Source organism: Shinella sp. NM-101, assembly GCF_021401195.1.
Taxonomy (GTDB): domain Bacteria; phylum Pseudomonadota; class Alphaproteobacteria; order Rhizobiales; family Rhizobiaceae; genus Shinella.
In genome coordinates, this window is sequence record NZ_JACBFT010000020.1 from 15101 (window position 1) to 40529 (window position 25429).

The 25429-nt window shown below is 67.0% G+C and carries 26 protein-coding genes; 13 read left to right on the forward strand and 13 right to left on the reverse strand.

What is annotated here, in order from left to right; genetic code table 11:
* Nucleotides 1-7: 7 nt before the first annotated feature.
* Nucleotides 8-961 carry a LysR substrate-binding domain-containing protein gene (locus L0976_RS24805; protein WP_203317975.1) on the reverse strand — a complete coding sequence of 318 codons (954 nt, stop codon included), beginning with the start codon at nucleotides 959-961 and terminating at the stop codon, nucleotides 8-10.
* A 281-nt stretch (nucleotides 962-1242) separates the two neighbouring features.
* Here L0976_RS24805 and L0976_RS24810 point away from each other — a divergent pair, with 281 nt between their 5' ends.
* On the forward strand, nucleotides 1243-1533 hold the full coding sequence (locus L0976_RS24810) for a DUF1127 domain-containing protein (RefSeq protein ID WP_234189644.1): 291 nt from the start codon (nucleotides 1243-1245) through the stop codon (nucleotides 1531-1533).
* Nucleotides 1534-1672: 139 nt separating this feature from the next.
* On the forward strand, nucleotides 1673-2158 hold the full coding sequence (locus L0976_RS24815) for a GNAT family N-acetyltransferase (protein WP_234189645.1): 486 nt from the start codon (nucleotides 1673-1675) through the stop codon (nucleotides 2156-2158).
* A 25-nt stretch (nucleotides 2159-2183) separates the two neighbouring features.
* Here the strand turns inward: L0976_RS24815 and L0976_RS24820 are convergent, their stop codons facing one another.
* The 6 genes from L0976_RS24820 to L0976_RS24845 all read right to left on the reverse strand — a co-directional run bounded on the left by L0976_RS24820 (nucleotide 2184) and on the right by L0976_RS24845 (nucleotide 8445).
* Nucleotides 2184-3026 carry a DUF937 domain-containing protein gene (locus L0976_RS24820; RefSeq protein ID WP_234189646.1) on the reverse strand — a complete coding sequence of 281 codons (843 nt, stop codon included), beginning with the start codon at nucleotides 3024-3026 and terminating at the stop codon, nucleotides 2184-2186.
* Between the two features lie 92 nt (nucleotides 3027-3118).
* Complete coding sequence (locus L0976_RS24825; protein ID WP_234189649.1) at nucleotides 3119-4492, reverse strand: glutamate--cysteine ligase; 1374 nt, start codon at nucleotides 4490-4492, stop codon at nucleotides 3119-3121.
* Nucleotides 4493-4629: 137 nt separating this feature from the next.
* Nucleotides 4630-5367: a 16S rRNA (uracil(1498)-N(3))-methyltransferase gene (locus L0976_RS24830; RefSeq protein ID WP_234189650.1), complete on the reverse strand. Its 738-nt coding sequence runs from the start codon at nucleotides 5365-5367 to the stop codon at nucleotides 4630-4632.
* 13 nt (nucleotides 5368-5380) lie between these two features.
* The gene (locus tag L0976_RS24835; protein ID WP_234189651.1) at nucleotides 5381-6883 is read right to left on the reverse strand and encodes an inorganic phosphate transporter; all 1503 of its coding nucleotides are present in this window, start codon (nucleotides 6881-6883) and stop codon (nucleotides 5381-5383) included.
* Between the two features lie 173 nt (nucleotides 6884-7056).
* Entirely contained in the window at nucleotides 7057-7569 is a 513-nt protein-coding gene (locus L0976_RS24840; RefSeq protein ID WP_234189692.1) for an NUDIX hydrolase, read from the reverse strand.
* An 81-nt stretch (nucleotides 7570-7650) separates the two neighbouring features.
* Nucleotides 7651-8445, reverse strand: a complete 795-nt coding sequence (locus L0976_RS24845; RefSeq protein ID WP_203317981.1) for a FadR/GntR family transcriptional regulator — start codon at nucleotides 8443-8445, stop codon at nucleotides 7651-7653.
* Nucleotides 8446-8591: 146 nt separating this feature from the next.
* On the opposite strand from L0976_RS24845, the gene L0976_RS24850 reads away from it, so the two are divergent.
* The gene (locus tag L0976_RS24850; RefSeq protein ID WP_234189652.1) at nucleotides 8592-9869 is read left to right on the forward strand and encodes a DUF3422 family protein; all 1278 of its coding nucleotides are present in this window, start codon (nucleotides 8592-8594) and stop codon (nucleotides 9867-9869) included.
* Between the two features lie 9 nt (nucleotides 9870-9878).
* Here the strand turns inward: L0976_RS24850 and L0976_RS24855 are convergent, their stop codons facing one another.
* Entirely contained in the window at nucleotides 9879-10775 is an 897-nt protein-coding gene (locus L0976_RS24855; protein ID WP_203317983.1) for a LysR family transcriptional regulator, read from the reverse strand.
* A gap of 157 nt (nucleotides 10776-10932) precedes the next feature.
* Here L0976_RS24855 and L0976_RS24860 point away from each other — a divergent pair, with 157 nt between their 5' ends.
* From L0976_RS24860 to glcF, 3 genes are all read left to right on the forward strand, one after another.
* Complete coding sequence (locus tag L0976_RS24860; RefSeq protein WP_203317984.1) at nucleotides 10933-12369, forward strand: FAD-linked oxidase C-terminal domain-containing protein; 1437 nt, start codon at nucleotides 10933-10935, stop codon at nucleotides 12367-12369.
* Complete coding sequence (locus tag L0976_RS24865) at nucleotides 12366-13565, forward strand: FAD-binding protein (RefSeq protein WP_234189653.1); 1200 nt, start codon at nucleotides 12366-12368, stop codon at nucleotides 13563-13565. Before L0976_RS24860 ends, L0976_RS24865 begins: the two co-directional genes overlap by 4 nt.
* A gap of 178 nt (nucleotides 13566-13743) precedes the next feature.
* Complete coding sequence (gene glcF, locus L0976_RS24870; protein WP_234189654.1) at nucleotides 13744-15066, forward strand: glycolate oxidase subunit GlcF; 1323 nt, start codon at nucleotides 13744-13746, stop codon at nucleotides 15064-15066.
* A 213-nt stretch (nucleotides 15067-15279) separates the two neighbouring features.
* On the opposite strand, the gene L0976_RS24875 is transcribed toward glcF, so the two are convergent.
* The 3 genes from L0976_RS24875 to L0976_RS24880 are packed head-to-tail and all read right to left on the reverse strand — an operon-like array spanning nucleotide 15280 to nucleotide 16932.
* Nucleotides 15280-15990, reverse strand: coding sequence for a L,D-transpeptidase (locus L0976_RS24875; protein ID WP_203317987.1), 711 nt, complete (start codon nucleotides 15988-15990; stop codon nucleotides 15280-15282).
* A gap of 52 nt (nucleotides 15991-16042) precedes the next feature.
* Nucleotides 16043-16171: a hypothetical protein gene (locus tag L0976_RS28670; RefSeq protein ID WP_255696189.1), complete on the reverse strand. Its 129-nt coding sequence runs from the start codon at nucleotides 16169-16171 to the stop codon at nucleotides 16043-16045.
* Nucleotides 16172-16194: 23 nt separating this feature from the next.
* The gene (locus L0976_RS24880; protein ID WP_234189655.1) at nucleotides 16195-16932 is read right to left on the reverse strand and encodes a L,D-transpeptidase; all 738 of its coding nucleotides are present in this window, start codon (nucleotides 16930-16932) and stop codon (nucleotides 16195-16197) included.
* Nucleotides 16933-17147: 215 nt separating this feature from the next.
* Here L0976_RS24880 and L0976_RS24885 point away from each other — a divergent pair, with 215 nt between their 5' ends.
* On the forward strand, nucleotides 17148-17777 hold the full coding sequence (locus tag L0976_RS24885) for a DNA-3-methyladenine glycosylase I (protein WP_234189656.1): 630 nt from the start codon (nucleotides 17148-17150) through the stop codon (nucleotides 17775-17777).
* Nucleotides 17778-17931: 154 nt separating this feature from the next.
* Nucleotides 17932-18150: a hypothetical protein gene (locus L0976_RS24890; RefSeq protein ID WP_234189657.1), complete on the forward strand. Its 219-nt coding sequence runs from the start codon at nucleotides 17932-17934 to the stop codon at nucleotides 18148-18150.
* Nucleotides 18151-18407: 257 nt separating this feature from the next.
* Here L0976_RS24890 and L0976_RS24895 read toward each other — a convergent pair whose 3' ends face one another.
* Together L0976_RS24895 and L0976_RS24900 are read right to left on the reverse strand one after the other, a co-directional pair.
* Complete coding sequence (locus L0976_RS24895) at nucleotides 18408-18782, reverse strand: DUF305 domain-containing protein (protein ID WP_234189658.1); 375 nt, start codon at nucleotides 18780-18782, stop codon at nucleotides 18408-18410.
* 58 nt (nucleotides 18783-18840) lie between these two features.
* Nucleotides 18841-19167 carry a hypothetical protein gene (locus L0976_RS24900; protein ID WP_234189659.1) on the reverse strand — a complete coding sequence of 109 codons (327 nt, stop codon included), beginning with the start codon at nucleotides 19165-19167 and terminating at the stop codon, nucleotides 18841-18843.
* A 234-nt stretch (nucleotides 19168-19401) separates the two neighbouring features.
* Between L0976_RS24900 and hisS the strand changes: the two genes are divergently transcribed.
* The 5 genes from hisS to L0976_RS24925 all read left to right on the forward strand — a co-directional run bounded on the left by hisS (nucleotide 19402) and on the right by L0976_RS24925 (nucleotide 25259).
* The gene (hisS, locus tag L0976_RS24905) at nucleotides 19402-20916 is read left to right on the forward strand and encodes a histidine--tRNA ligase (protein ID WP_234189660.1); all 1515 of its coding nucleotides are present in this window, start codon (nucleotides 19402-19404) and stop codon (nucleotides 20914-20916) included.
* A gap of 166 nt (nucleotides 20917-21082) precedes the next feature.
* Nucleotides 21083-22216: an ATP phosphoribosyltransferase regulatory subunit gene (locus tag L0976_RS24910; RefSeq protein ID WP_234189661.1), complete on the forward strand. Its 1134-nt coding sequence runs from the start codon at nucleotides 21083-21085 to the stop codon at nucleotides 22214-22216.
* Nucleotides 22213-22908: an ATP phosphoribosyltransferase gene (gene hisG / locus L0976_RS24915; RefSeq protein WP_234189662.1), complete on the forward strand. Its 696-nt coding sequence runs from the start codon at nucleotides 22213-22215 to the stop codon at nucleotides 22906-22908. Before L0976_RS24910 ends, hisG begins: the two co-directional genes overlap by 4 nt.
* A 286-nt stretch (nucleotides 22909-23194) precedes the next feature.
* Nucleotides 23195-23902 carry a glutathione binding-like protein gene (locus L0976_RS24920; protein WP_234189663.1) on the forward strand — a complete coding sequence of 236 codons (708 nt, stop codon included), beginning with the start codon at nucleotides 23195-23197 and terminating at the stop codon, nucleotides 23900-23902.
* 139 nt (nucleotides 23903-24041) lie between these two features.
* On the forward strand, nucleotides 24042-25259 hold the full coding sequence (locus L0976_RS24925) for an FAD-dependent oxidoreductase (RefSeq protein ID WP_234189664.1): 1218 nt from the start codon (nucleotides 24042-24044) through the stop codon (nucleotides 25257-25259).
* The last annotated feature ends 170 nt before the right edge of the window (nucleotides 25260-25429 follow it).

Sequence of the window (25429 nt, forward strand, 5' to 3'; positions counted from 1 at the left end):
ATGAGTGTCACCATCCCGGAAGAATATGTCCCGGCCTCAGCCGCGGCATGCGCGGGAAGACCTTCACTTCCGCCTCGGGCAGGTCATCGGCCGCCGAGAGCGGCGTGATGTTGTCGAGGCAGGCGGTTATGTGGCTGGTGATGGCGTTGGAGAGCGAGGGCGAAAGGCCCGGCCGCCGCATGATGCCGATCTGCACCGGGGCGAGCGGCGGGAAGCCGTCCGCCTGCGTCAGCACCTTCATGCCGGGGCGCAGCGCCGATTCCGGCAGCACCGAGACCGCCATGCCCGCCATGACGGCCGCGGCGACCACGGTGGAGGACCAGCTCGTGAACAGCACCTGGTAGTCGCGCCCGACCGAATCGAGCGCCGCGCAGGCGATCTGCCGCCACTGGCAGTCCCGCCGGCCGACGGCGAGCGGCACCGGTGCGTTCTCCGGCAGCGGATGGTTGGCCGACATGACCCAGCAGAGCGGCTCCGTCCGCACCACGTCGGACTGGCGCTGGCGCGGATTGTGCGTGACGAGCGCGATGTCGAGCTCGCCCCTTGCCATCTTCTCGGCAAGGTCGACGGAGGGCTCGCAGACGATATAGAGCTCGACATTGGGATGCGTCTTGGCGAACCGCATGATGATTTCGGGCATGTAGCGGTCGGCATAGTCGTCCGGCGTGCCGATGCGCAGCATGCCTTCGAGGCGGTTGTCGTCGAAGGCGGCGATGGCCTCGTTGTTGAGGCGCAGCATCCGGCGGGCGAAGTTCAGCAGGCGCTCGCCCTCGGCGGTCAGCCGGTTGCCGCGCCCGTCCTTCATGAAGAGCTGCTTGCCGATGCGCTCCTCGAGCCGCCGCATCTGCATCGAAACGGCGGACTGGGTCTTGAAGACCCGGTCGGCGGCCCGCGTGAAGCTGCCCGTATCTGCAATCGCGACGAAGGTCTGGAGCTGGTCGATGTCTAGCGGAGCGGACATAACGGTACTCATAAGATTGTTTGATTGATAGTATTAGAAACATTCGTTGGACTGATCAATGTCTTTCTGCGAAAAAGCAATTGTTGAACGATGGCTTGTCCGCCGGCCGCCGTTCGACAGGATCTGCCGCTCTGCCCCGACCTCCCGGCAAGCGGCTCTTCTTGCAGTCCAGCCCCTGAACCGCCACCCGTTCCCTGCGGGCGGCGAACGATCACAGGTGCCGCGCGATCCCCGTCGAAAAGCGATGGTGCGCGGAGCCGGAAAGGAGAAATGCCATGCGCATGATCGACCGCAGAATGGAAATCGAGGCCCGTGCCACGCGCCGTCCGGCCCCGGGCCTTCTCGTGCTTGCCCGCAGCGCCGCCTCCCGCTTCGTCCGCGCGTGGCAGAACCGCCGCGTGATCAACCGGCTGAGCGAACTCGACGACCACCAGCTCCTCGACATGGGGCTGTGCCGGAGCGACGTCCACGAGGTCCGCGCCGCGTCCTTCTTCTCCGATGCCGGCCTGCACCTGACGATCGCGGCGCGCGAGCGCGCCCGGCGCCATGTGCGCAGCGGCCGCGCGGATTGATTTCTCCCGGGTGTCGCCCTACCTCCTGGGGCGACCCCTGACTTCCCCGCAGGGTGAGAGCCAATAACCCTGCCGCTTGCCCGGCGCGCGACTCCCAAGGTCCGCGTCGGGCTTTTTCAAATCGAATGCCCGAAACGAGATGATCGACGAAATCCTTGTTCGTCCCGCACGCCCGCAGGACTTTGCGGCCATGAAGGCCGTGCTGCGCGATACGTTCGAAAGCACCTGGCGACCGCAGATCACGGAAAACGCTGCCCGCCGTTACATCGAGACCGATATCGGCGGAAGCTTCATCGAGCGCTGCGGCGCGGCCATGCTCGTGGCTGAGGTCGATGGCCGGATCGCCGGCCTTGTCCATGGCATGGACGATTTCATCGATGCCCTGCATGTCCGTTCCGGTTTCCAGCGCAGGGGCGTTGGCCGCTGCCTGCTTTCGCGCGCCGAGCGTGTCATGGCCGGAAGAGGTTTCCGAAAGGCGCGGCTTGAAACGGATACGTTCAACCAGCAGGCCCGTGGATTCTATGCGGCGCTGGGCTATATCGAGACAGCGCAATATCCCGACGAGCAATGGCAGAGCGGCCTCACCACCGTCCTCATGGAAAAGGCGCTCGGCACCGAGGAATGAGAAACCTGCCGGGATTGCCTGACGCTCAGGCCTTCTTGCCGCCGTCGGCTTCCGCGCCGTTCCGCATGGTTTCGAAGATCGACTCGATCGTGCGCTGGTAGTCCTTCTGCATTTCGAGCCCGGTGTCGAACATCGTGTTGACGAGGCTTTTCAGCGACTCTGCCGGCGAGCCTTCGGACTCGCTGGGCTTTTCCGCCGCCGCCGGCTGGCCGGCCATGCCGGCCATCATCTCCTGGAAGGCCTTTGCGAAGGGATTGTCGGCAAAGGGATTGGCCGGCGCCTCCGTCTTCGTGCCGAAGAACGCCTGCGCGGCCTGCATGAAGGGGTTGTCGAAGGGGCTCGCCGCATCCGGTTTGCGGGCAAGGCCTGCTGCGCCTGCCCATTGCTGCATCATGTCGGCAAAGGGGTTGGCGGATGCCGCGCCGGCCTCTGCACCGTGAAAGAAGGGTGCGAGCGACTGCTTGAAGATGCCGCCCATCAGCGTGCTCGCCATCACGGGCAGCATCTGCTTGTAGATCTCCTGGCCGATGCCGGTCATCTGCGCCGCCTGCGCGGCGATGGCGCGGGAGACCTCCTTGTTGCCGAAGAGATGGCCGAGGATGCCGTTGCCTTCCGCCAGCCCCTGCGGCGTGAAGGCCTTGCTCATGTCCTCGAAATATTTCGCATGGTCGCCGGTCGTCAGCGCCTTCATGAAGGCGGCGAGGTCATAGGGGTTCGCGGCATTGCGCTTGAAGCCCTCGGAAAAGGCCGGCATCAGCGCGGCGACGGCCTTCGCCGCCTGCTCCTGCGCCAGCCCGAACTGCCGCGCCATGGTCTCGACGGCGCTGCCGTTCTGCGCCTGCATCATCATGTCGTAGAGCGAAAGCATGGCGGCTCCTTCCCGTTGGCAGGCCCATTGGCAAGCATGTGCCTGCACTATAACGGCAATTTCGACCGCGCAAACTGCTTTCTTGGGTGCCCTCAGTATTGATATTCGGCAAAGACCGGCTCGATGGAGCCGTTCCAGCGGCCATGATAGCGCGCCAGCATGTCCTCCGCGAGCGTCGCCTTCTTGGCCAGCACCTCGTCGAGCGGGGCGAGGAAGATCGTCTCGTCCACGCCCTCGCCGTTGGTGCGCGCGCGCGCGGCAAGGCCCTGGCGCGAGATCGACACGACCTCGCGGGCGATGTCGAGAAGCGGCTTGCCGCGGAAATCGGCCCTGAGGCCTTCCGCCGGCACCGCATCGCGCAAAGCCGTGACCTCCTCGACCGTCCAGTCGCCGGTCAGCGCCTCGGCGGCGTCGAGCGCGCCGTCATCGTAGAGAAGGCCCACCCAGAAGGCGGGCAGCGCACAGATGCGCCGCCAGGGCCCGCCGTCGGCCCCGCGCATTTCGAGGAAGCGCTTGAGGCGCACGTCCGGGAAGAGGGTGGAGAGATGGTTCGTCCAGTCGCCGAGGTTCGGTTCGAAGTCGGCGATCTCGCCCTTGAGGGCGCCGGCCATGAACTGGCGGAAGGTGATGTGCGTGCAGTCGTGGTACTTGCCGTCGCGCACGACGAAATACATCGGCACGTCGAGCGCCCATTCGACATAGTCGGCAAAGCCGAAATCGGGCGCGAAGGCGAAGGGGATGAGGCCGGCGCGGTTGTTGTCCGTGTCGCGCCAGATGTCGCCGCGCCAGGAAAGCAGGCCGTTCGGCTTGCCGTCGGTGAAGGGCGAGGAGGCGAACAGCGCGGTCGCCATCGACTGGAGCTTCAGCGACACCTGCATCTTGCGGCGCATGTCGGCTTCCGAGGAGAAGTCGAGATTCACCTGGATGGTGCAGGTGCGGTACATCATGTCGAGACCCTTGGTGCCGACCTTCGGCATGTAGCGGGTCATGATGTCGTAGCGGCTTTTGGGCATGCGCGGCGTCTCGGCAGACGTCCATTTCGGGCTGCCGCCCATGCCGAGGAAGCGGATGCCGAGCGGTTCGGCGATCTCGCGCAGCGTCGCAAGATGCTGGTTCGATTCCTTGCAGGTCTGGTGCAGGTTTTCCAGCGGCGCGCCCGAGAGTTCGAACTGGCCGCCCGGTTCCAGAGAAATGGCGCCCATGCCCGACGGCTCGGCAAGGCCGATGATGTTGCCGGCATCCATGATCGGCTCCCAGCCGGTCTTGGCCTGCATGCCGTTGAGAAGCGCTGAGATGCTGGCCGCGCCGGAATAGGGCACGGGGCTGTTGTCGGCCGTAAAGAAGACGAATTTCTCATGCTCCGTGCCGATACGGAACTTCTCCTTCGGCTTGCAGCCGTCGGCGAGGTATTCCGCCATGTCCGCAACGGAGCGGATAGGCGTCTGGTCGGTGGTATCACGGGCCATGGGCGTCTTCTTCTGAACGGATGGCGCCCGGCGGAAGCGCTGGGCCTTGGAGGGTGCTTGGACCGGAATTAAATGCGGTGCAAGCGAATTCCTTTCAAGGCAGATTCAAAAAATCCGAAGCGACTTTCTGCGGTGAACTATGTCCAATCCCCGACCGTGGCCTGGATGACCGCCATTGCCGCGACCGCCGCGGTATCGGCGCGCAGGATGCGCGGCCCGAGCGGAATGGGCGTCACGAAGTCGAGATTGCGCAGGAGCGTGCGCTCCTCGTCGGAGAAGCCGCCCTCCGGGCCGACAAGCAGCGCCAGCTTGCGTTCCCGTATCGCCTGCAGCACGGGCAGCGGGTTCTGGCTGCCATGGCCTTCGTCGCAGAAGATGATCCGCCGCTCGCGCGGCCAGTCTGAAAGCAGGTCCTCCAGCTTGCGCGGCGCGGCGACGTGCGGGATCGAAAGGATACCGCATTGTTCGGCCGCCTCGACGGCGTTGGCCTCCAGCCGCTCGAGGCTGGCGATCTTGCCCTGCACATGCCGGGTCATGACGGGCTGGAGCACGCCGGCCCCCATCTCCACCGCCTTCTGCACGAGATAGTCGAGCCGGCCCGCCTTCAGCGGCGCGAAGAGATAGTGAAGGTCCGACGGCGCCGGCTGCGGGCGCGTCTGCTCGACCGGCGTCAGCAGCAGGCGCTTGCGCGTCGGGAAGGAGAGGTCCGCATGCCACTCGCCGTTGCGTCCGTTGAAGAGCAGAACGCTTTCGCCCCCGGCCATGCGCAGCACGTTTGCCAGGTAGTGGAAATGCTCCTTCGACGCCTCGATGGCCTCGCCTGCCGCAAGGGCGTCGCCGACGAAAAGGCGCTGCATCCGGTAATTGGCACGCATGGTCGGCGGTCTCTCAGTTGAAAAGCGCGTTGAGGGCGAGGAAGACGAGCGCCGAGAGGGCCGCGGAAACGGGCAGCGTCACGATCCAGGCCGAGACGATCGTCATGAAATGCGAGCGGCGCACGAGATAGCGCCGGCTGGTCTCCTCCGGGTTCGCCGGGGGCTCCTCTGGCGCGATGCGGTTGCCGCGGGCGCGGATATAGTCGATGCGCCGGCGCGAGTTGCGCGTGTACCATTCGCGGAACAGGCCGACGCCGAACACCGCGCCGACGGCAATATGCGTCGAGGAGACGGGGATGGCGAAGACGGAGGCCGTCAGCACGGCGACCGCCGAGGAGAGCGCCACACAGAAGGCGCGCATCGGGTTGAGCTTGGTGATCTCGCTGCCGACGATGCGGATGAGGCGCGGGCCGAAGAGCAGCAGGCCGAGCGAGATGCCGAAGGCGCCGATGACCATCACCCAGAGGGGGATCGCCGTCGTGCCGGCGTTCAGGCCCGAGCGTAGCGCCGAGACGACGCCGTAGAGCGGCCCGACGGCGTTCGACACGTCGTTGGCGCCATGCGCGAAGGAAAGCAGGGCGGCCGAGCAGATCAGCGGAATGCGGAACAGCGTGCGCAGCGACTGGTTGCGGTTGTCGAGACCTTCCGCGTGGCGGCGGATCACCGGCCGGGTCAGGAAATAGACGAGGAGCCCGACGCCAAGGCCGATGGGCATCGCCTCGGCGAGGGGCAGGGTGTAGAAGCCGTTCGTGCCGCCATTGGCCAGGAACGCCGCGAAGGTGCCCGCCATCAGCGCGACGAGCACCGGCACCCAGGTCTTCGCCGCCGCGATCTTGTCGTCGCGGTAGATGATGGTTTCCTTGATGAAGTAGAGGAAGGCCGCGGCGATGACGCCGCCGAGGATCGGCGAGACCGTCCAGCTCACGACGATGAGGGCGATGGAGTCCCATTGCACGCTCTCGAAGCCGCTCGCGGCCGCGCCGGCGCCGATGACGCCGCCGATGATGGCGTGGGTCGTCGAGATCGGCGCATTGGCGAGCGTGGCGATGTTGATCCACAGCGCCGCCGAGACAAGCGCCGCCATCATGGCCCAGGCGAAGGTTTCCGGGTTCGGGAAGATCGACCGGTCGATGATGCCGGAGGCGACCGTCTCCGCCACGCCCTGGCCCGCCAGGAGCGCCCCGGCGATCTCGAAGATCGCGGCGATGACGAGGGCGACGCCCATGCTCATGGCGCGTGCGCCGACGGCCGCGCCGACATTGTTCGTCACGTCGTTGGCGCCGATGTTCATGGCCATGTAGGCCGCAAGCGCCGCCGTCACCGCGATGACGAGGACGCCCGGCGTGCCGAGGGCGAAGGAGCCGGCGACGGCCATGGCGATCAACAGGAAGACGAGCGAAATCCCGACGCCCGTCCAGGACCGCAGCACGAAATGCGTGGCCTGTTCGGTGAAGGTGAGTTTTTCAAGGTCCTTGTCCAGCGTCGGCTTGCGTAGCTGGACCTGAGAATTCGCCATTCATGCTGCTCCGTTTGGCCGGCGGGCACTAAAGCATGTCGCGCAAACGTGTGCAGCGGTTTTGCGATGACGACATGCGAGACATCCAGGAGCCGAGCGCAGGGAGCAAAGCTCGAAGATCGCGACGCGCTTTAGCGCCTCAGGGCACCGGCGGCAAGACGATAGCCGCGCCGTCAGGCGTCGGACGTGCCGTTTTTGACCGCCATTGCGCTCGCGGCGAGGATTTCCCCCTCGAAGGCGAGGATGAGCGTCTTCAGGCCGGGCTCCTGCACGCGGGCGGCCGCCTCCGCGCAATCGACCCATGAGGCGCGGCGCTCGCCCTTTTCCGGAAAGTCCTTGCAGACGTCGCCGACGACGAGCGGAAAGACGCGCACCCGGCAGTCGACCTTCAATCCGCCCGGCAGGCCCTTCATGTAGCGGTAGCTGCCGATCGCCTCCTCGCGGATCGTCCCCTTCACGCCGGCCTCTTCCCACGCCTCGCGCGCGGCGGCGGCCGAAGCGCTCCTGCCGTCCATCGGCCAGCCCTTGGGAATGACCCAGCGCCCGGTGTCGCGGCTGGTGATGAGCAGGATTTCGACCGCCGGACGCTTCTTCTTCAGCCGATAGCACAGCGCCCCATACTGTTCGCGGGCGGGCCTGCGGAACATGAGATGGACGTCGCTGACGATACGGTTGAGAATGTTCAAGGTCTTTTTCATTCCTTTTGCGGGGAAGCGCGCGTTGAGTCGTTATCGGCCATCTTGCTTGCGCGAGATTTGCGGCGCAAGTCAGGCTTGCGACGGCAGGCCGCGCTTTTGCATGCGAAGCTGGGAAATGCGCTGCCATTCGCCGCTGCGCTCGGCATCGCGGATCGCGGCGGCGATATAGTCCATATGCGCCTGGGCGGCACTGCGCGCCGCGTTGCCGTCGCCGGCCATGATGGCGGCATGGATCGCCTCGTGCTGGGCGAGCAGGTGCCCGCGCGCCTCCTGCGAGGAGAAGACGAGGTGGCGGTGGAAGAAGATCCCCTGCGCCAGCAGCCGGTAGCAGGCGCGCAGCGTATGCAGCAGCACGATGTTGTGCGCCGCCTCGCCGATGGCGTTGTGCAGCTCGACATCCGCCTCCAGTTCCGCGTCGAAGGAGCCGCTCGCATGGGCGGCGCGCATCGCCTCCATGATGCGCGTCAGCATCTGCCGGTCGTAGTCCGTCGCCCGGCGCGCGGCGAGCTCCGCGGTGATGCCTTCCAGCTCGCGCCGGTACTCGATGTAGTCCTCCGTCGCGCGCTGGTGGCGGGCGATGAGGTCGACGACGGGGCGCGAGAACACCTGTCCGATGATGTCGGCGACATAGGTGCCGCCGCCGTGCTGGCTGACCAGCAGGCCACGGTTCTCCAGTTCCTTCAGCGCCTCGCGCAGGATCGGGCGGGAAACGTCGAGGCGCCGGGAAAGCTCGCGCTCGCCCGGCAGCCGGTCGCCGTCGCGCAGCACCCCGTCGAGCAGCAAAAGCTCGATCTGCCGCACGACCTCGTCCGAGGTCCGGCTGTGGCTGATTCGGGAAAAGAGGTCGAAGCTGGTGTCGGTCACGCCGGAACACTACCAATGCGGGCGGAAACTGGTCAACAATCTTGTCCACTGCGAATTCGCCTGCCTGCGTCAATGCGCCCTATCTGCGCACCCATGACATTTGTTAAGAATATGCTGTTGCATCATGAGGGGGACGGGTGCAGGGCATGGCAAAGGGTAGTTTCGCCTTTCCGCAGTCGGTTGCGCGTGCGCAGGCGCTCGGGGAAATTCACGCACGACCATATGCGCTGGTGCCGTCGCCGCGCGTCATCTTCCAGCTCGCCTTCCTGACCGAGGGCGGCTCGGCGGTCGACCATGCGGTCATGGCGGAGCTGTCGCGCTCGCGCGGCATCTCGCCGCCCGGCCGCGATTCCAGCCACCACGCGCTGAGCTGGGGGCAGGGCACGCTGCGCTGGGAGCGGCACACCGAATTCTCGACCTATTTCTGGGATGCGCCCGTGCCGGAGAAGTTCGGCGGCGAGGTCGCCGTCCACCCCTTCGGCGACAGCTTCTCGCCGCCCGGCACGCTGATCTCCGGCATCCGCCTCGAAATCCGGCCGGATTCGCCCGAAACCCGCGAGGCGATCTCGGCCTTCGATCCGACGAGCCTCTGTTACAGCGAGATCAAGAACGGCCAGGGCGTCGTCCTCACCGACTTCCGCCAGGACGGCGACGGGCTGACGCAGATCCTCGTCATCGACCGTGGCATGACGGAGGCCGGGCGCGGCGCGCTCGTCCAGCGCCTGCTCGACATCGAGACCTACCGCACGCTGGCCATGATGGGCCTTCCCCTCGCCCAGTCGCTCTCGCCCGACATCCGCCGCATCGAGGATGGCCTCACCGGCATCACCAATGCGATGAAGCAGCACGCCCGCGACAAGGCCGACGAGCTGCTCACCGAGATCACCCGCCTTGCCGCCGAACTGGAGGCCAACGCCGCGCTCAGCCTCTACCGCTTCGGCGCGAGCCGCGCCTATTACGGCATCGTGCAGGAGCGCATCCGCACCCTGGCCGAAACGGCGGTGCCGGGCTATGAGACGCTCGGCTTCTTCCTGGAGCGCCGGCTGGCGCCGGCCATGCGCACCTGCCAGTCCGTCGAGGAGCGGCAGGCGAACCTCTCGCGCAAGCTCGCCCGCGCCACGGCGCTGCTTCGAAGCTGGATCGACGTCGAGCTGGAGCAGCTCAACTCGACGCTGCTCAACTCCATGGACCGTCGCGCGAAATTGCAGCTCCGCCTGCAACAGACCGTCGAGGGCCTGTCGGTCGCGGCGATCTCCTATTATGTCGTGGGGCTCTTCGGCTACATGGCCAAGGCGGCGCACGGGGTCGGGCTGCCGGTCAAGCCGGAGACGCTGACGGGCATCGCGGTGCCCTTCGTCATCCTCGGCATGTGGCTGCTCGTCCGCGCGATCCGCCGCCGCCATGCGGAGGAGGACCGCCATTGACGGGGCGTCCTACCGCTCCCAGTAGGGCACGGGGCCGTAGAGCTCGGCGAGGTAGTCGATGAACAGCCGCACCTTGACCGGCAGGAACTGCCGGCTCGGATAGACCGCCGAAAGCACCACGTTGCGCGAGCCCTCATAGGCCGGCAGCACCTGCATAAGCCCGCCGCTCTTCAGCGCCGCGCCGACATCCCAGGTCGAGCGCAGGGCGATCCCCATGCCGGAAAGCACGGCCTCGGTCACGACCTCGCTGGAATTTGTGTAGAGCGGCCCGTGCGGGCGATAGGTCACGTTGCCTTCCGGCCCTTCGAGCCGCCAGGTGTCCTGCGTGTGCGGCGGCAGGCAGACGTGATGCGCGAGATCCTCCAGCGAGGCCGGCATGCCGTGGCGGGCGAGATAGTCGGGCGCGGCGCAGAGCACGCGGCGCACCGGCGCCAGCCGTCGCGCGACGAGCGAGGAATCCGACAGTTCCCCGATGCGGATCGCAAGGTCGAAGCCGCCGCCGACGATGTCGGAGAAGTCGTCGGTGAGGACGAGGTTGACGACGAGATCCGGGTAGCTGTCCATGAAGCCCCGGAGATGGGAGGCGATATGCATGCGGCCGAAGGAGGTCGGCGCGGAAATGCGCAGCGACCCGCGCACCGCGCCGGAGCGACCGGAAACGAAGGCCTCCGCCTCCTCGATGCCGGCAAGAATGCCGACGATGCGCTCGTAGAAACCCTGTCCGGCCTCCGTCAGCGAGATCTGCCGCGTGGTGCGCTGGAAGAGCCGCGTGCCGAGCCGTTCCTCCAGCCGTTTCACGCGCTTGGAGACAACGGCCGGGGAGAGCCCGAGCGCCCGGCCCGCCGCCGACATGCTGCCCATGGCGATGACGCGGGAGAAGATTTCGAGATCGCCGAGATTGGTCATGCAGGCGGGGTCCACATTGGTGCCGAAACGGACAAAATGCTTAGCATTTGCACCATGCAATAGAAAGTGGTAAAGAAAACAGACCACTTTGCATGTTCCGGCGAACGGGGTAATGCTCCTGTCTGCGCGAGGCGAGACAGGGCATGGGAGGGAAGGCATGGATCAGATCGGTTTCCTCGAACCGCGGCCGGCGGTCCTGTCGCGTCGCCGCGAGATCGTCGCCGACCTCCTCGACCTCCTGCCGGAAGGCTGTCTCGTGCACGAGCCGCGCGAACTGGTGCCCTTCGAGACGGACGCCTTCGTCTCCTATCGCCGCCTGCCGCTCGCCGTCGCCCTGCCGGAAACGACGCAGCAGGTCGCCGCCGTCCTCAAATACTGCCATCGCTACGGCGTGCCCGTCGTGCCGCGCGGCGCCGGCACCTCGCTTTCGGGCGGGGCGATCCCGCAGGAGGATGCGGTCGTCATCGGCCTTTCCAAGATGGCGCGCATCCTCGATGTCGATTACGCCAACCGCACGGCGACGGTGCAGGCCGGCGTCACGAACCTCTCGATTTCCGATGCCGTCTCCGCCGACGGCTATTTCTATGCGCCCGACCCGAGCTCGCAGCTCGCCTGCACCATCGGCGGCAATATCGGCATGAATTCCGGCGGCGCGCATTGCCTGAAATACGGCGTGACGACCAACAACCTGCTCGGCGTCAAGCTGGTGCTCATCGACGGCACGATCGTCGATCTCGGTGGCAAGGCGCTCGATGCCGGCGGTCTCGACCTGCTCGGCGTCGTCTGCGGCGGCGAGGGCCAGCTCGGCATCGTCACGGAGGCGACGGTGCGCCTGATCGCCAGGCCCGAGGGCGCGCGCCCGGTGCTGTTCGGCTTCGACACATCGGAGGAGGCGGGCGCCTGCGTCGCCGACGTCATCGCCGCCGGCATCATCCCCGTCGCCATCGAATTCATGGACAAGCCGGCCATCGAGATCTGCGAGGCCTTCGCCCATGCCGGCTATCCGATGGATGTCGAGGCGCTGCTGATCGTCGAGGTCGAGGGCTCCGAGGCGGAGATGGACGCGATGCTCGCCAGCATCATCGAGATCGCCGGCCGGCACGGCGTCAAGGTCGTCAAGGAAAGCCAGTCCGCCACCGAGGCGGCGCTGATCTGGAAGGGCCGCAAGTCCGCCTTCGGCGCGACCGGCCGCATCGCCGACTATATCTGCATGGACGGCACGGTGCCGCTCGGCCAGCTTTCGCACGTCCTGCGCGGTACCGCAGAGATCGTCGCGAAATACGGCCTGCGCGTCGCCAATGTCTTCCATGCCGGCGACGGCAACATGCACCCGCTCATCCTCTTCAACGCCAACGACCCCGAGGATGCCGCACGCGCCGAGGCGGCGGGCAACGACATCCTGAGGCTCTGCGTCGATGCCGGCGGCTGCCTGACCGGCGAGCACGGCGTCGGCATCGAAAAGCGCGACCTGATGCGCCACCAGTACAGCGATGTCGACCTCGCGCAGCAGATGGCCGTGCGCGCCGCCTTCGATCCGCAATGGCTGCTCAACCCCTCCAAGGTCTTCCCGCTCGAAGGGCGCCCCGCCGCATGACGCCGATCCACGAACCGCTTTCCGAAGAGGCCGCCGCGCGCCTCGTCCAGGTCGCCGCGCTCTCCAAGACGCCTTTCGTCATCCGGGGTGGCGGCACGCGCAGCCTCCATCCGGCGCAGGAGGGGGTCGAAGTCCTTTCGACGCGCGGCCTCAATGGCATCGTCGCCTACAATCCCGCCGAAATGACCATGACGGCCCGCGCCGGCACGCCGCTGGAGCTGGTGGAGGCGGCGCTTGCCGAAAAGCGCCAGATGCTCGCCTTCGAGCCGAACGATCTGCGCGGCGTGCTCGGCACCTCGGGCCTGCCGACCATCGGCGGCGTCTTCGCCACCAATGCCTCCGGCCCGCGCCGTCTTACGGCCGGCGCGGCGCGCGACAGCCTCCTCGGCGTGCGTTTCGTCAATGGCAGGGGCGAGGTGGTGAAGGCCGGCGGCCGGGTGATGAAGAACGTCACCGGCCTCGACCTCGTCAAGCTGCTCGCCGGCTCGCACGGTTCGCTGGCGCTCCTGACGGAGGTCACCTTCCGGCTGCTGCCGGTGCCCGAAACCGCCGTCACCCTCGTCGTCTCCGGTCTCAACGACGCGGAAGCCGCCGCCGCCATGGCGACGGCCATGTCGATGTCGGTCGAGGTCTCGGGCGCCGCCCACCTTCCCGAAAGCGTGCGCGGCCGCTTTGCCGGCGGCGCGCTGCCGGATGGCGCCGCCACCGTGCTCCGTCTCGAAGGGCTGGCCGCCTCGGTCGCTGTCCGCGCGGAAAGGCTTGCTGCCGCCATGGCCGGTTTCGGCGCCGTCTCGCGGCTGGAGGCGGAAGCCACCCGCCGCCTCTGGCGCGAGATCCGCGACGGCGCGCCCTATGCCGACGGCACCCCGCGCCCGCTCTGGCGCGTCTCCGTCGCCCCCGTCGCCGGCCAGCAGCTCGTCGCCGCCCTCCGCCTCGAAACCGGCGTCGACGCCTTCTACGACTGGCAGGGCGGCCTCGTCTGGCTGCGCATGGAGGCTGATCCCGAGGAAGCGCTGCTGCGCCGCTACATCAAGGCCGTTGGCGGCGGGCACGCCACGCTGCTGCGCGCGCGGGCGGAGGCACTGGCGGCAAGCGAGGTCTTCCAGCCGCAGGCCGAGGCGGTCGCAATGCTTCAGGCGCGGGTGAAGGCGAGCTTCGATCCGGACGGACTGTTCCGGTCGCGGATGGTGGGATGAAGAGCATGATTGATGTTGACGCAGCCCTTCATCCCCCTGCCGGGACCTTCTCCCCGCGGGCGGGGAGAAGGAGCAAAACGGCGAGCCCCTCGTTCCTAGCCCCGTTTACGGGAAGAGGATGCAGTCAGGCAGACGGCGGACTGCGCCGTCCATGCCGGTATAGGAAGGGCGCCGACTGATGCAGACCAACTTCACCGCCGGGCAGCTCGCCGATCCCCATGTCGCGACATCGGAAAAGATCCTGCGCAAATGCGTGCATTGCGGCTTCTGCACGGCCACCTGTCCCACCTATGTGACGCTCGGCAACGAGCTCGACAGCCCGCGCGGGCGCATCTACCTCATCAAGGACATGCTGGAGAACGGCCGGCCGGCCGATGCGGAAGTGGTCACCCATATCGACCGCTGCCTCTCCTGCCTTTCCTGCGTGACCACCTGTCCCTCCGGCGTCGACTACATGCATCTCGTCGACCATGCGCGCATGCATATCGAGGAGACCTATAGGCGGCCCTTCTGGAACCGTCTGGCGCGCAGCGTGCTGGCGGCGGTGCTGCCCCACCCCGGCCGCTTCCGCCTGGCGCTGAGGGCGGCACATCTCGGCCGCCCCTTCGCCGGCCTCCTCAAGCGCTTCAAGCCGCTCGAACCCTTCGGCGCCATGCTGGACCTTGCGCCCCGCAGCCTGCCGAAAGCCGCCGACAGCGCAGGGCCCGGCACCCACCCCGCCGCCGGCCCGCGCCGCGGCCGGGTGGCGATCCTCTCGGGCTGCGCCCAGCCGGTGCTGAAGCCGGAGATCAACGCGGCGACGATCCGTCTGCTGACACGCTTCGGCGTCGAGGTCGTGGCGCCAGCGGGCGAGGTCTGCTGCGGCTCGCTCGTCCATCACATGGGCCGGGAGGCAGAGGCGCTGGAGGCGGCGCGGCGCAATGTCGACGTCTGGCTCGGCGAGGCCGAGAAAAGCGGGCTCGACGCCATCATCGTCACGGCTTCCGGCTGCGGCACGACGATCAAGGACTACGGTTTCATGCTGCGCCTCGATCCCGCCTATGCGGAAAAGGCCGCCCGCGTCTCGGCGTTCGCCAGGGACATCACGGAATATCTCGCCACCCTCGACCTGCCGCAGCAGGAGGCGAGGGGGCTGACGGTCGCCTATCATTCGGCCTGCTCCCTGCAGCACGGCCAGAAGATCACCATGCTGCCGAAGACGCTCCTGAAGAAGGCGGGCTTTGCCGTGCGCGATCCGGCGGAAGGGCACCTGTGCTGCGGTTCGGCCGGCACCTACAACATCCTGCAGCCCGAGATTTCCGGCAAGCTGAAGGCGCGCAAGGTGAAGAACATCGAGGCGACGAAGCCCGATCTCATCGCGACCGGCAATATCGGCTGCATCACCCAGATCGCCACGGGAACGGCGATCCCGATCCTGCACACGGTCGAACTGCTCGACTGGGCCTATGGCGGGGAAAGGCCGGCAGCGCTCCCGGCGCAGGATACGAAAATGCCGGCCTGAAGGCCGGCATCCAGGCTGCCGACAAAGTGTGAAACCCTCTCTTCCGTCATGCCCGGCCTGTCCCGAGCATCTGCAACGTCTCGATTTTTCAATGTGGTAGCGGATCCTCGGTACAAGGCCGAGGATGACGGCGTGGGCGAGGCGAGGTTTGTCAACACACAGAATGCCGGCCCGCAAGCCGGCATCGTCATCTGCCTTGAAGAACCGGCGGGATCAGCCGCCGAAGCCGAACAGCGTGCCGAGGAAGTCGATGCCCCGGTCGTTGTAGCTGATCGCGCCCTGCTTGTTGCCGGGGCCGACCACGATGACCTTGGTGCCGATGCCGGCGCGGGCATAGAGATGCTCCACGTCCTTGTTCATCATGCGGATGCAGCCCGAGGACATGTTCTGGCCGATCGTCCAGGGCTGGTTCGTGCCGTGGATGCGGAAGATCGTGTCGCGGCCGCCCTGGTAGAGGTAGAGCGCGCGCGCGCCGAGCGGATTGTCCTCGCCGCCCTGCTGCACGGCGGGCAGGATGCGGCCCTTCCTGGCCTCGCGGCGGCGCATCTCGGCCGGCGGCGTCCAGGTGGGCCACTCGGCCTTGCGGCCGACCTTCACCACGCCCGACCAGCCGAAGCCGTCGCGCCCGACGCCGATGCCGTAGCGCGTCGCGCGGTTCTTGCCCTCGACATAGTAGAGATACTTGTTGTTCGTATCGACGATGACGGTGCCCGGCGCCTGGTCGGTGACGAACCGCACCTTGGTGCGCTTGTATTTCTGCGCGACCTGCTTCCTGCTTTGCGGCTGTGCGACGAGCGTCACGCTGGAGGTCGTCTCGATCCGGTCGCCCGGAAGGGCGCCGGGGAAGGCGTTCGCCGACGTGGCCGGCATGACCGCGGTGGCGGCAAGCGCCGCCGCCAGCAGGATCGATGCGTATTTCCGCATGGTATAGTCCCTCTCACTCCTTGAATTTCGAGAGGCTAGCCGAGAGTCTTGATCAATTGCAAGCCGGCTTGCCGTCCACGGAACGTTTGTCGGCGCGGATTTCTTCGGGTTTTCCCAGCATCTGTTGCCGCAAAGCAAACATCTCCGGCCGCGCCGGCAGCCGGAGATGCTGGATTTGCATGGTCCTTGCCGGAAGCGGCGCCGTCAGATCACGATGACCTTGGTGCCGACCTTCACGCGCTCGTAGAGATCGACGACATCCTCGTTGCGCATGCGGATGCAGCCGGAGGAAACGCCGTAGCCGATCGTCCAGGGCGCGTTCGTGCCGTGGATGCGGTAAAGCGTGGAGCCGAGATACATGGCGCGCGAGCCGAGCGGGTTTTCCGGGCCGCCCTCCATGAAGGCCGGCAGGTAATGGCCCTTGGCCGCCTCGCGCTGGATCATCTCCTTCGGCGGCGTCCAGCTCGGCCATTCGGCCTTGCGGGTGATGGTATGCGCGCCGGCCCATTCGAAGCCCGGCTTGCCGACGCCGACGCCGTAGCGCCGCGCCTTGCCGTCGCCGAGCACGAGGTAGAGGAAGCGGTTGTTGGTATCGATGACGATCGTGCCCGCCTTGTGCTTGCTGTCGTAGGAAACGAGCTGCGGCAGGTAAGCCGGGTCGAGCTTCGAGCGGATCGGGTTCTGCGCGCGGCTCGTCACCGCGACCTGCTCGACGCGGGCGCCGTCGCGCCGGATGACGCGGCGCTGCTCCACCCGCTGGCGCTGGATGATCCGGCGGGTGTTGACGGCGGGCTGCACGCCCGCGCCGGTGAGTTGCATCAGCCAGGGGGCGGTGAGGTCGGGGCTCACGATGACGGGCGGCCGGCTCATGTAGCGGTCGCTCGCATAGGCGTTGGTCGTGGTGGCCAGGATGGTGGCTGCAAGAAGGATTCGTATCAACATCGGACGTACTCGCTACTGTTCGTCGCCGGGATGCGCCGGAAGGGGAGGAACGGCGCCGGTTCGCAAGGATGCTTGCACCCTTCGATGAAGCGAATGGTAAACGCCCGTTCATTCGACATGCGCGATGCGGATAAAGCTTTGAGTAGGGTTATTACCCGCTTTCCAAAAGTGGTTGATGAGTGGTAAACCGGAACAAAAAGGAAACGGAGACGGCGATGACGGAACGCGGACTGGTGGTGGGCGAGGACGGGCGCACGCGCTGCGCATGGCATGGCGGGCTGGACGACTATCGCCGCTACCACGACGAGGAGTGGGGCCGCCCGGTCACCAGCGATCACCGCCTGTTCGAGAAGATCTGCCTCGAAGGGTTCCAGTCCGGTCTTTCCTGGCTGACCATCCTGCGCAAGCGCGAGGGTTTCCGCGCCGCCTTCGCCGGCTTCGATTTCGACAGGGTCGCAACCTTCGACGAGACGGATGTCGCCCGCTGCCTTGCCGATCCCGGCATCGTGCGCCATCGCGGCAAGATCGTCTCGACGATCAACAATGCCCGCCGCGCGCAGGCTTTGCGCGACGAGTTCGGCACGCTCGCCCGCTATTTCTGGGGCTTCGAGCCGGGGCCGCAGGAGCGACCGGTGCGCGTGGACTGGGAGACGATCGCCGCCAACCCGACGACCCCCACCTCCGTGCGCCTGTCCAAGGACCTGAAGAAGCGCGGCTGGACCTTCGTCGGCCCGACGACGGTCTATGCCTTCATGCAGGCCATGGGTCTCGTCAACGACCATGTGGAGGGTTGCTTCTGCCGAGCGGAAGTGGAGGACAGAAGAAATCTGTTCGAACGGCCATAAATCGGGTATTGCCTGACGAATAGCTATTTGATTTTACAACGAATCATGTAGCTTAAGGTTGAGCGGCGAATTCATACATCGGAAGTTCTGGGGTTGACGTGCGCGTGCGTAGTCGCGTGCCGCTTTGTGCTGAATGATTTGGCATGAGGGGAACATGTCGCCAAAAGCAACTGCAATCGATGATTCTCGACTTGAACTCTGGGCCTGCGACAAGGCGCAGGAGATCATGCTTCGTGAAGGCTTTCGTCTGATCCGCTCCGCACGCAGCGGCAGCAATACCGAAATCCGCGAAACCAGCCTCATGATGGCCCGCGCCATCGCCGCCTCCCTTGTCGAGGCTTCGGCGGCCCGCGGCCTTTCCGCGGGCGAATAGGCATTCCGGGAACCCGCCGTTTCGGCGGGTTCTGCTTTTCGACGACGGTCGCGCCCCATGGTCGCGGCCGCCCGGGCCGGGCGCGGGGGCGACGGCGCGCGAGGAGGGCCGGGAGCGCCGGCGACGGTTCCGCATGCCGCACCGCCGGACGGTCCTTGCCTTACTCGCCCGCCGCCATTCCCGTGCCCGGCCCGGGGTTCACGTCCTTCGACCGGTCAGGCCCGCCTTTCGGCGGACCTGCTCGTATCCGGTGCGGCTCACCTGGCGTTCTTTGCCAGCCACTCCTCCATCATCCTGATCTCGCCCTCCTGGGCGCGGACGATCTCTTCGGCGAGCGTGCGGATGGCGGGGTCCTTGCCGTGCTCGAGCTCCACCTTGGCCATGTCGATGGCGCCCTGATGATGGGCGATCATGCCGCGCACGAAGTCCGCGTCGGCATTGCCGGTGAACTCGATCGCCATGCCCTTGTGCATCCGGTCGTTCGCGGCGGTGAAGGCCTTGGTGGAGGCGCTCTGGTCGACCGCCATGTCGCTTGCGCTCATGTGGCCGGAATGGTCGGCCTCCTGGGCCATTGCGGGCAGCGTGAAGGCGAGCGCCATGGCTGCGCCGAGAATCATGTTCCTTGCGTTCATTGTCTTGAATCCAGTTCTCAATACGGGTGATTGTCAGGGGCGGGACGCCCCGGATGGATCAAGGGATGCGGAACCGGGGAGGGGGATCGAGCGGCGGCGGCGTCAGGCCGGCAAGCTGCGCCACGGTGGCGGGAAGCAGGCTCGAAAGGGTCGCGCGACCGTCCGGCGGCTCCAGCCGCGTGGCCTCGATCGCAAAACAGGCCGAGCAGGCGAGGGGATGGGCGGCGGGCTTCGCCTTGCCGTGCTCGCCGCCATTCTCCTCCTGCATCCGGTGCATCGCGTGCATGCCGGCCGGCTGGGCGGCGGCCAGCGTTGCGGCAACCGCCGGTATCCAGCCGGAAAGCACGGCGCCGAGAATGGCGAGGACGAAGACGACCTGTCTCATGGAACGAGAGATAGGCGCCCGGCGCGCAAAAGAAAAGGCTCGGCTGGGGACGCATCGTCGCGGGCAGGCGACCCGCGAGGGCGCGCCGGTTCTCTCCATCATCTGCCAGCGGACGAAAGGCAGGGGGGCATTCTCCCTCGCGCCGTCATGATGCATGGCGCCTGCGCCCTTGCCGCTGCCCGCCCAATCCGCTAGGGAAACCCCAACGGAAATACAGGAATTTCGGGTATCCCGATGAGCGAAAAGCAGAAAAAACCGCAGAAGCTGAAAGCCCGCCTGCCGCGCGGCTTCGTTGATCGCGACGCCGCGGACATCCGCGCGGTGAACGAGATGACGGCAAAGATCCGCAAGGTCTACGAGCATTACGGCTTCGACCCCGTGGAAACCCCGCTCTTCGAATATACCGACGCGCTCGGCAAGTTCCTGCCCGATGCCGACCGGCCGAACGAGGGCGTCTTCTCGCTGCAGGACGACGACGACCAGTGGATGAGCCTTCGCTACGACCTGACGGCGCCGCTCGCCCGCCATGTCGCGGAGAATTTCAACGAGATCCAGCTTCCCTACCGCACCTATCGCGCCGGCTACGTCTTCCGCAACGAGAAGCCGGGTCCGGGCCGCTTCCGTCAGTTCATGCAGTTCGATGCCGATACGGTTGGCGCGGCCGGCGTGCAGGCCGATGCCGAGATGTGCATGATGATGTCGGACACGATGGAAGCGCTCGGCATCGCCCGCGGCGACTACGTCATCCGCGTCAACAACCGCAAGGTCCTCGACGGCGTGCTGGAGGCGATCGGCCTCGGCGGCGAGGACAAGGTCGGCCAGCGCCTCACCGTGCTGCGCGCCATCGACAAGCTCGACAAGTTCGGCCCCGAGGGCGTCCGGCTCCTGCTCGGCGCCGGCCGCAAGGATGAATCCGGCGACTTCACCAAGGGCGCCGGCCTCGATGCCGGCCAGATCGACAAGGTGCTCTTCTTCGTCGGCATCAAGGACTATGCGCAAAGCGCTGCGGACCTTGCCAAACTCGTCGAGGGCACCGCGAACGGCGCCGAGGGCGTCGAGGAACTGAACCAGATCGGCCACCTCGTCACCTCGGCCGGCTACGGCCCGGACCGCATCAAGATCGACCCGTCGGTCGTGCGCGGCCTCGAATATTACACCGGCCCCGTCTTCGAGGCCGAGTTGCAGTTCGCCGTCACCAACGAGAAGGGCGAGAAGGTCGTCTTCGGCTCGGTCGGCGGCGGCGGCCGCTACGATGGCCTCGTGTCCCGCTTCATGGGCCAGCCGGTGCCGGCGACGGGCTTTTCCATCGGCGTCTCGCGCCTGATGACGGCGCTGAAGAACCTCGGCAAGCTCGGTGAGGACGAGGTGCTCGCGCCCGTCCTCGTCACCGTCATGGATGGCGACGTCGAGAGCATGGGCCGTTACCAGCGCTTCACGCAGGACCTGCGCGCCGCCGGCATCCGCGCCGAGATGTACCAGGGCAACTGGAAGAAGTTCGGCAACCAGCTCAAATATGCCGACCGCCGCGGTGCGCCGGTCGCCATCATCCAGGGCGGCGACGAGCGCGCGGAAGGCCTCGTGCAGATCAAGGACCTGATCGAGGGCAAGCGCCTTTCCGGCGAGATCGAGGACAACATCGCCTGGCGCGAGGCGCGCGTCGCGCAGGTTTCCGTGCCCGAGGCCGAGCTGGTCGCCAAGGTCCGCGAAATCCTCGACGCGCAGGCCGAAGACCGGGCGCGGCAGGGGTGATGGACATCGTGCGGCAAGGCCCCCTCATCCGCCTGCCGGCACCTTCTCCCCGAGGGGAGAAGGGACATGCCGCTGCGTTTCGTTTTCCCTTCTCCCCCTGGGGAGAAGGTGGCCCGAAGGACCGGATGAGGCGGGCCTTTGCCGCCTCATGCCCGGAGCGCTTCCCATGCCCCTGACGAACCTGCCCGCCTTCGCATCCGATCTTGTCGCCGACCTTGAAGGGCTCGGCACGGAGCGCGTCGACACGCCGGTCATCCAGCCGGCCGAACCCTTCCTCGACATGGCGGGCGAGGACCTGCGCCGGCGTATCTTCATGACGGAGAGCGAGACCGGCAAGAGCCTGTGCCTGCGTCCCGAATTCACCATCCCCGTATGCCTGCGCCATATCGAGACGGCGACCGGCACGCCGCGGCGCTATTCCTACCTCGGCGAGGTCTTCCGCCAGCGCCGCGAGGGGGCGAACGAGTTCTACCAGGCCGGCATCGAGGATCTCGGCGAGCCGGACATTGCCCGCGCCGACGCGCGCATCGTGCGCGACGCGCTGCACGTCATCTCCAACCGCCTTCCGGGCACGCCGCTTTCCGTAACGCTCGGCGACCAGGGCGTCTTCGAGGCGGTCGTCGCCGCCTGCGGCCTTCCGGCCGGCTGGCAGAAGCGCCTCATCCACGCCTTCGGCAACCATGCGCACCTGCAGAAGCTGATCGCCGACCTTTCCGATCCCGCGCCGTCAGGCGTGTTCGGCCCGGAGGTCGAGCGCCTTGCCATCCTCGGCATGCTCGACGACGAGGCAAAGCTGATCGCCCATATCGACGCGACGATGGAGGCGACCGGCTATTCCACCAATGCCAGCCGCAGCCCCGCCGCCATCGCCCGCCGCCTGCGCGAGAAGATGGAACTGGCCAACACGCGGCTCGACAGCCGCACGCTGGCGCTGCTGAAGGAATTCCTGGCGCTGGAGATCAGCCTTGCCGAAGCCCCCGAGGCGCTCGCCGCCTTCGCGCGGAAGGCGGGGCTTGTCCTCGGCGCGGCGCTGGAGCGTTTCGAGAGCCGCGTTTCGGCGCTGCGAGAGGCTGGCGTCGATCCGGCGACGATCACCTACCGCGCCGCCTTCGGACGCCCGCTCGATTACTATACCGGCCTCGTCTTCGAGATCACGCCGGCCGGCGATGCCGCGGTGCTCGCCGGCGGCGGCCGGTTCGACCGGCTGCTGACGCTGCTCGGCGCAAGGGAGCGCATCCCGGCCGTCGGCTTCTCGCTCTGGCTCGACCGTATCGCAAGCGCCGGGGGAGCCGCCGCATGACCATCACCATCGGTCTTCCCTCCAAGGGCCGCATGAAGGAGGACAGCTCCGCCGTCCTCGCCCGCGCCGGCTTCACCGTCACCGCGGTCGGCAACGACCGGTCCTATCGCGGCCGCGTCGAGGGGCGCGACGATATCGAGATCGCCTTCCTCTCCGCCTCCGAGATTTCCCGCGAGATCGCGAGCGGCACCGTCGATTTCGGCGTGACCGGCGAGGACCTCGTGCGCGAGGGGCTGGCGGAGGCCGATGCCCGCGTCGAATTCTGCGCCCGCCTCGGCTTCGGCCATGCGGACGTGGTGGTCGCCGTGCCGGAGATCTGGCTCGACGTCGACACCATGGCCGACCTCGGCGATGTCGCCGCGGACTTCCGCGCCCGCCACGGCCGGCGCCTGACCATCGCCACGAAATACTGGCGGCTGACGCAGCAGTTCTTCTCCGGCAACCACGGCATCCAGCTCTACCGCATCGTCGAAAGCCTCGGCGCCACGGAAGGCGCGCCGGCCTCCGGCTCGGCGGACATCATCGTCGACATCACCTCGACCGGCTCGACCCTTGCCGCCAACCACCTGAAGATCCTGTCGGACGGCGTGATCCTCCGGTCCGAAGCCTGCCTCGTGCGCGCCCGGAAGGCCGAGCACAACGACAATGCGGTGGTGGCCGAGATCGTCGAGCGGGTGCGCGCGGTGCTGTAGAGGCAGATTTGCCCTCATCCCGCCGCCGCGACCTTCTCCCCGCAAGCGGGGAGAAGGAGACGCGCCGGACCGGTTTCCCGGCCTAACGCGCTTCCTCTCCAGCCTGCCTGGGATGGGAAGGAAAACGGTGCTGCATACCCCGCCCCGCTTGCGGGGAGAACGCGACCTGCAGGTCGGATGAGGGGCGGCCGCTTGCCGAAGCTCCACCGGAAATTTCCCGCCCGCACCCTGACATCGGCCGGCGCGCTGTCCTATCTATGAACCCTCACCCGCAAGGAGTCCGTCCATGGCAGACCTGTCGTCCTTCCCCATCACCAAGAAGTGGCCCGCAAGGAACCCCGACATCATCCAGCTCTATTCGCTGCCGACGCCGAACGGCGTGAAGGTATCGATCGCGCTGGAGGAACTCGGCCTTGCCTATGAGCCGCACCGCATCGAGTTCGGGCCGGAGGGCGTGAAGTCGCCGGAATTCGTGTCGCTCAACCCGAACGGCCGCATTCCCGCGATCATCGATCCGGACGGGCCGGGCGGCAAGCCGATCGGCCTCTTCGAATCCGGCGCGATCCTCGTCTATCTCGCGGAAAAGACGGGCAGGCTCATCCCCGCCGATCCCGCTGCCCGTTACGAGACCCTGTGCTGGGTGATGTTCCAGATGAGCGGCATCGGGCCGATGTTCGGCCAGTTCGGCCATTTCCACAAGTTCGCCGCCGACAAGGTCGCCAACAATTCCTATCCCGTGGAGCGCTACCGGGACGAATCGAAGCGCCTCCTGTCCGTACTGGAGGCGCGCCTCAAGGATCGCCCTTGGGTCATGGGCGACGAATACACCATCGCGGACATCACGACGTTCCCGTGGGTGCGCGGCGCGGACGTCTTCTATGGCGGCCGCGAGGCCCTGGACTATGCGGGCTTCCCCGCCGTCATGGCCTGGCTGGAGCGGTGCCTTGCCCGGCCGGCCGCACAGAAGGGCCTGGAGATCCCCGCCGCGTCCTGACGCAGACGAAGGATCCGGCGGCGTGGCGACGCGTTGACGCCGCGCGCCGGAGCGCGCTACCTCTTGGGCAGCGCGCGGCCGCTTTGCGTGCGGAAAACAAAATGCCCGAGGGCAGGGCGAGAGACGGGACGGAAGCATCGTGACGGGAAGACTGGTTGTTGTGGGCGGCGGTCAGGCCGCGTTTGCGCTCGTTGCCAAGCTGCGCGCGCTGAAGGACGAGCGGCCGATCACCATCCTCGCCGCCGAGGCGAGCCATCCCTACCAGCGCCCGCCGCTTTCCAAGAAATACCTGCTCGGCGAGGCCGACCTTTCCCGCCTGATGTTCCGGCCGGAGAACTGGTACGCTGAAAACAACGTCGACATCCGCCTGTCGACCGAGGTCACCGCGATCGACCGCGCGGCAAAGACGGTGAGCCTCGGCGACGGCTCCACCCTGCATTACGGCGTCCTGGCGCTCGCCACGGGCGCGACGCCCCGCCGCCTGCCGGCCGAGATCGGCGGCGACCTGGAGGGCGTCTTCACGGTGCGCGACTACCGCGATGCCGACCGCCTCGGCCTCGAAATGCAGGAGGGCCGCCGGGCGCTCGTCGTCGGCGGCGGCTATATCGGCCTCGAGGCCGCGGCCGTCGCGCGGGGCAGGGGGCTGCATGTCACCGTCATCGAGATGGCCGACCGCATCCTCGCCCGCGTCGCCTCGCCCGCCACGGCGACGATCCTCAAGGCCATCCACACCGCGCGCGGCGTCGACGTGCGCGAGAAGACCGGACTCGTCCGCCTCCTCGGCGAGAACGGCCGTGTGACCGGGGCGGAGCTCTCCGACGGCTTCGTGCTGCCGGTGGACGTGGTGATCGCCGGCATCGGCGTCGCCGCGAACGACCGGCTCGCCCGCGATGCCGGGCTGGAGGTTGCGAACGGCATCGTCGTCGATGCCCATGCCCGAACCTCCGATCCCTCCATCTTCGCGATGGGCGACTGCGCCGTGCTTCCCTTCGAGGGCAACCGCGTGCGGCTGGAATCCGTGCAGAACGCCGTCGACCAGGCGGAAGCGGCCGCCGCGGTCATCGCCGGCGGCGATGCGCCCTACGTGCCGAAGCCCTGGTTCTGGTCCGACCAGTATGACGTCAAGCTGCAGATCGCCGGCTTCTGCCTGGGCTTCGACGACACATTCGTGCGCCCCGGCCAGCGCGAGGGAGCTGTCTCGGTCTGGTATTTCCGGGGAGGAAAGCTGATCGCCGTCGATGCCGTCAACGACGCCAAGGCCTATGTCGTCGGCAAGAAGCTGATCGAGATGGGCCGCACGCCCGACCGCGCAGCCCTCGAAGACCCGGCGACGGACCTCAAGGCGCTGACGCTCTGAGGCTCCGCCGTGCCAGGGTTGAGCGGCTTTGCTGCTCTTGATGGAGACGGTTGTGTCATTTTGATATTTGTTAAGCATGGGCAGACGTAAGGTCGGGCATCGCCATCTCGAACTGGGGCGGTTTACGGATTTTTCAGGGGTGCCGGGATGTCTGGAGCCATCTTGCCCTC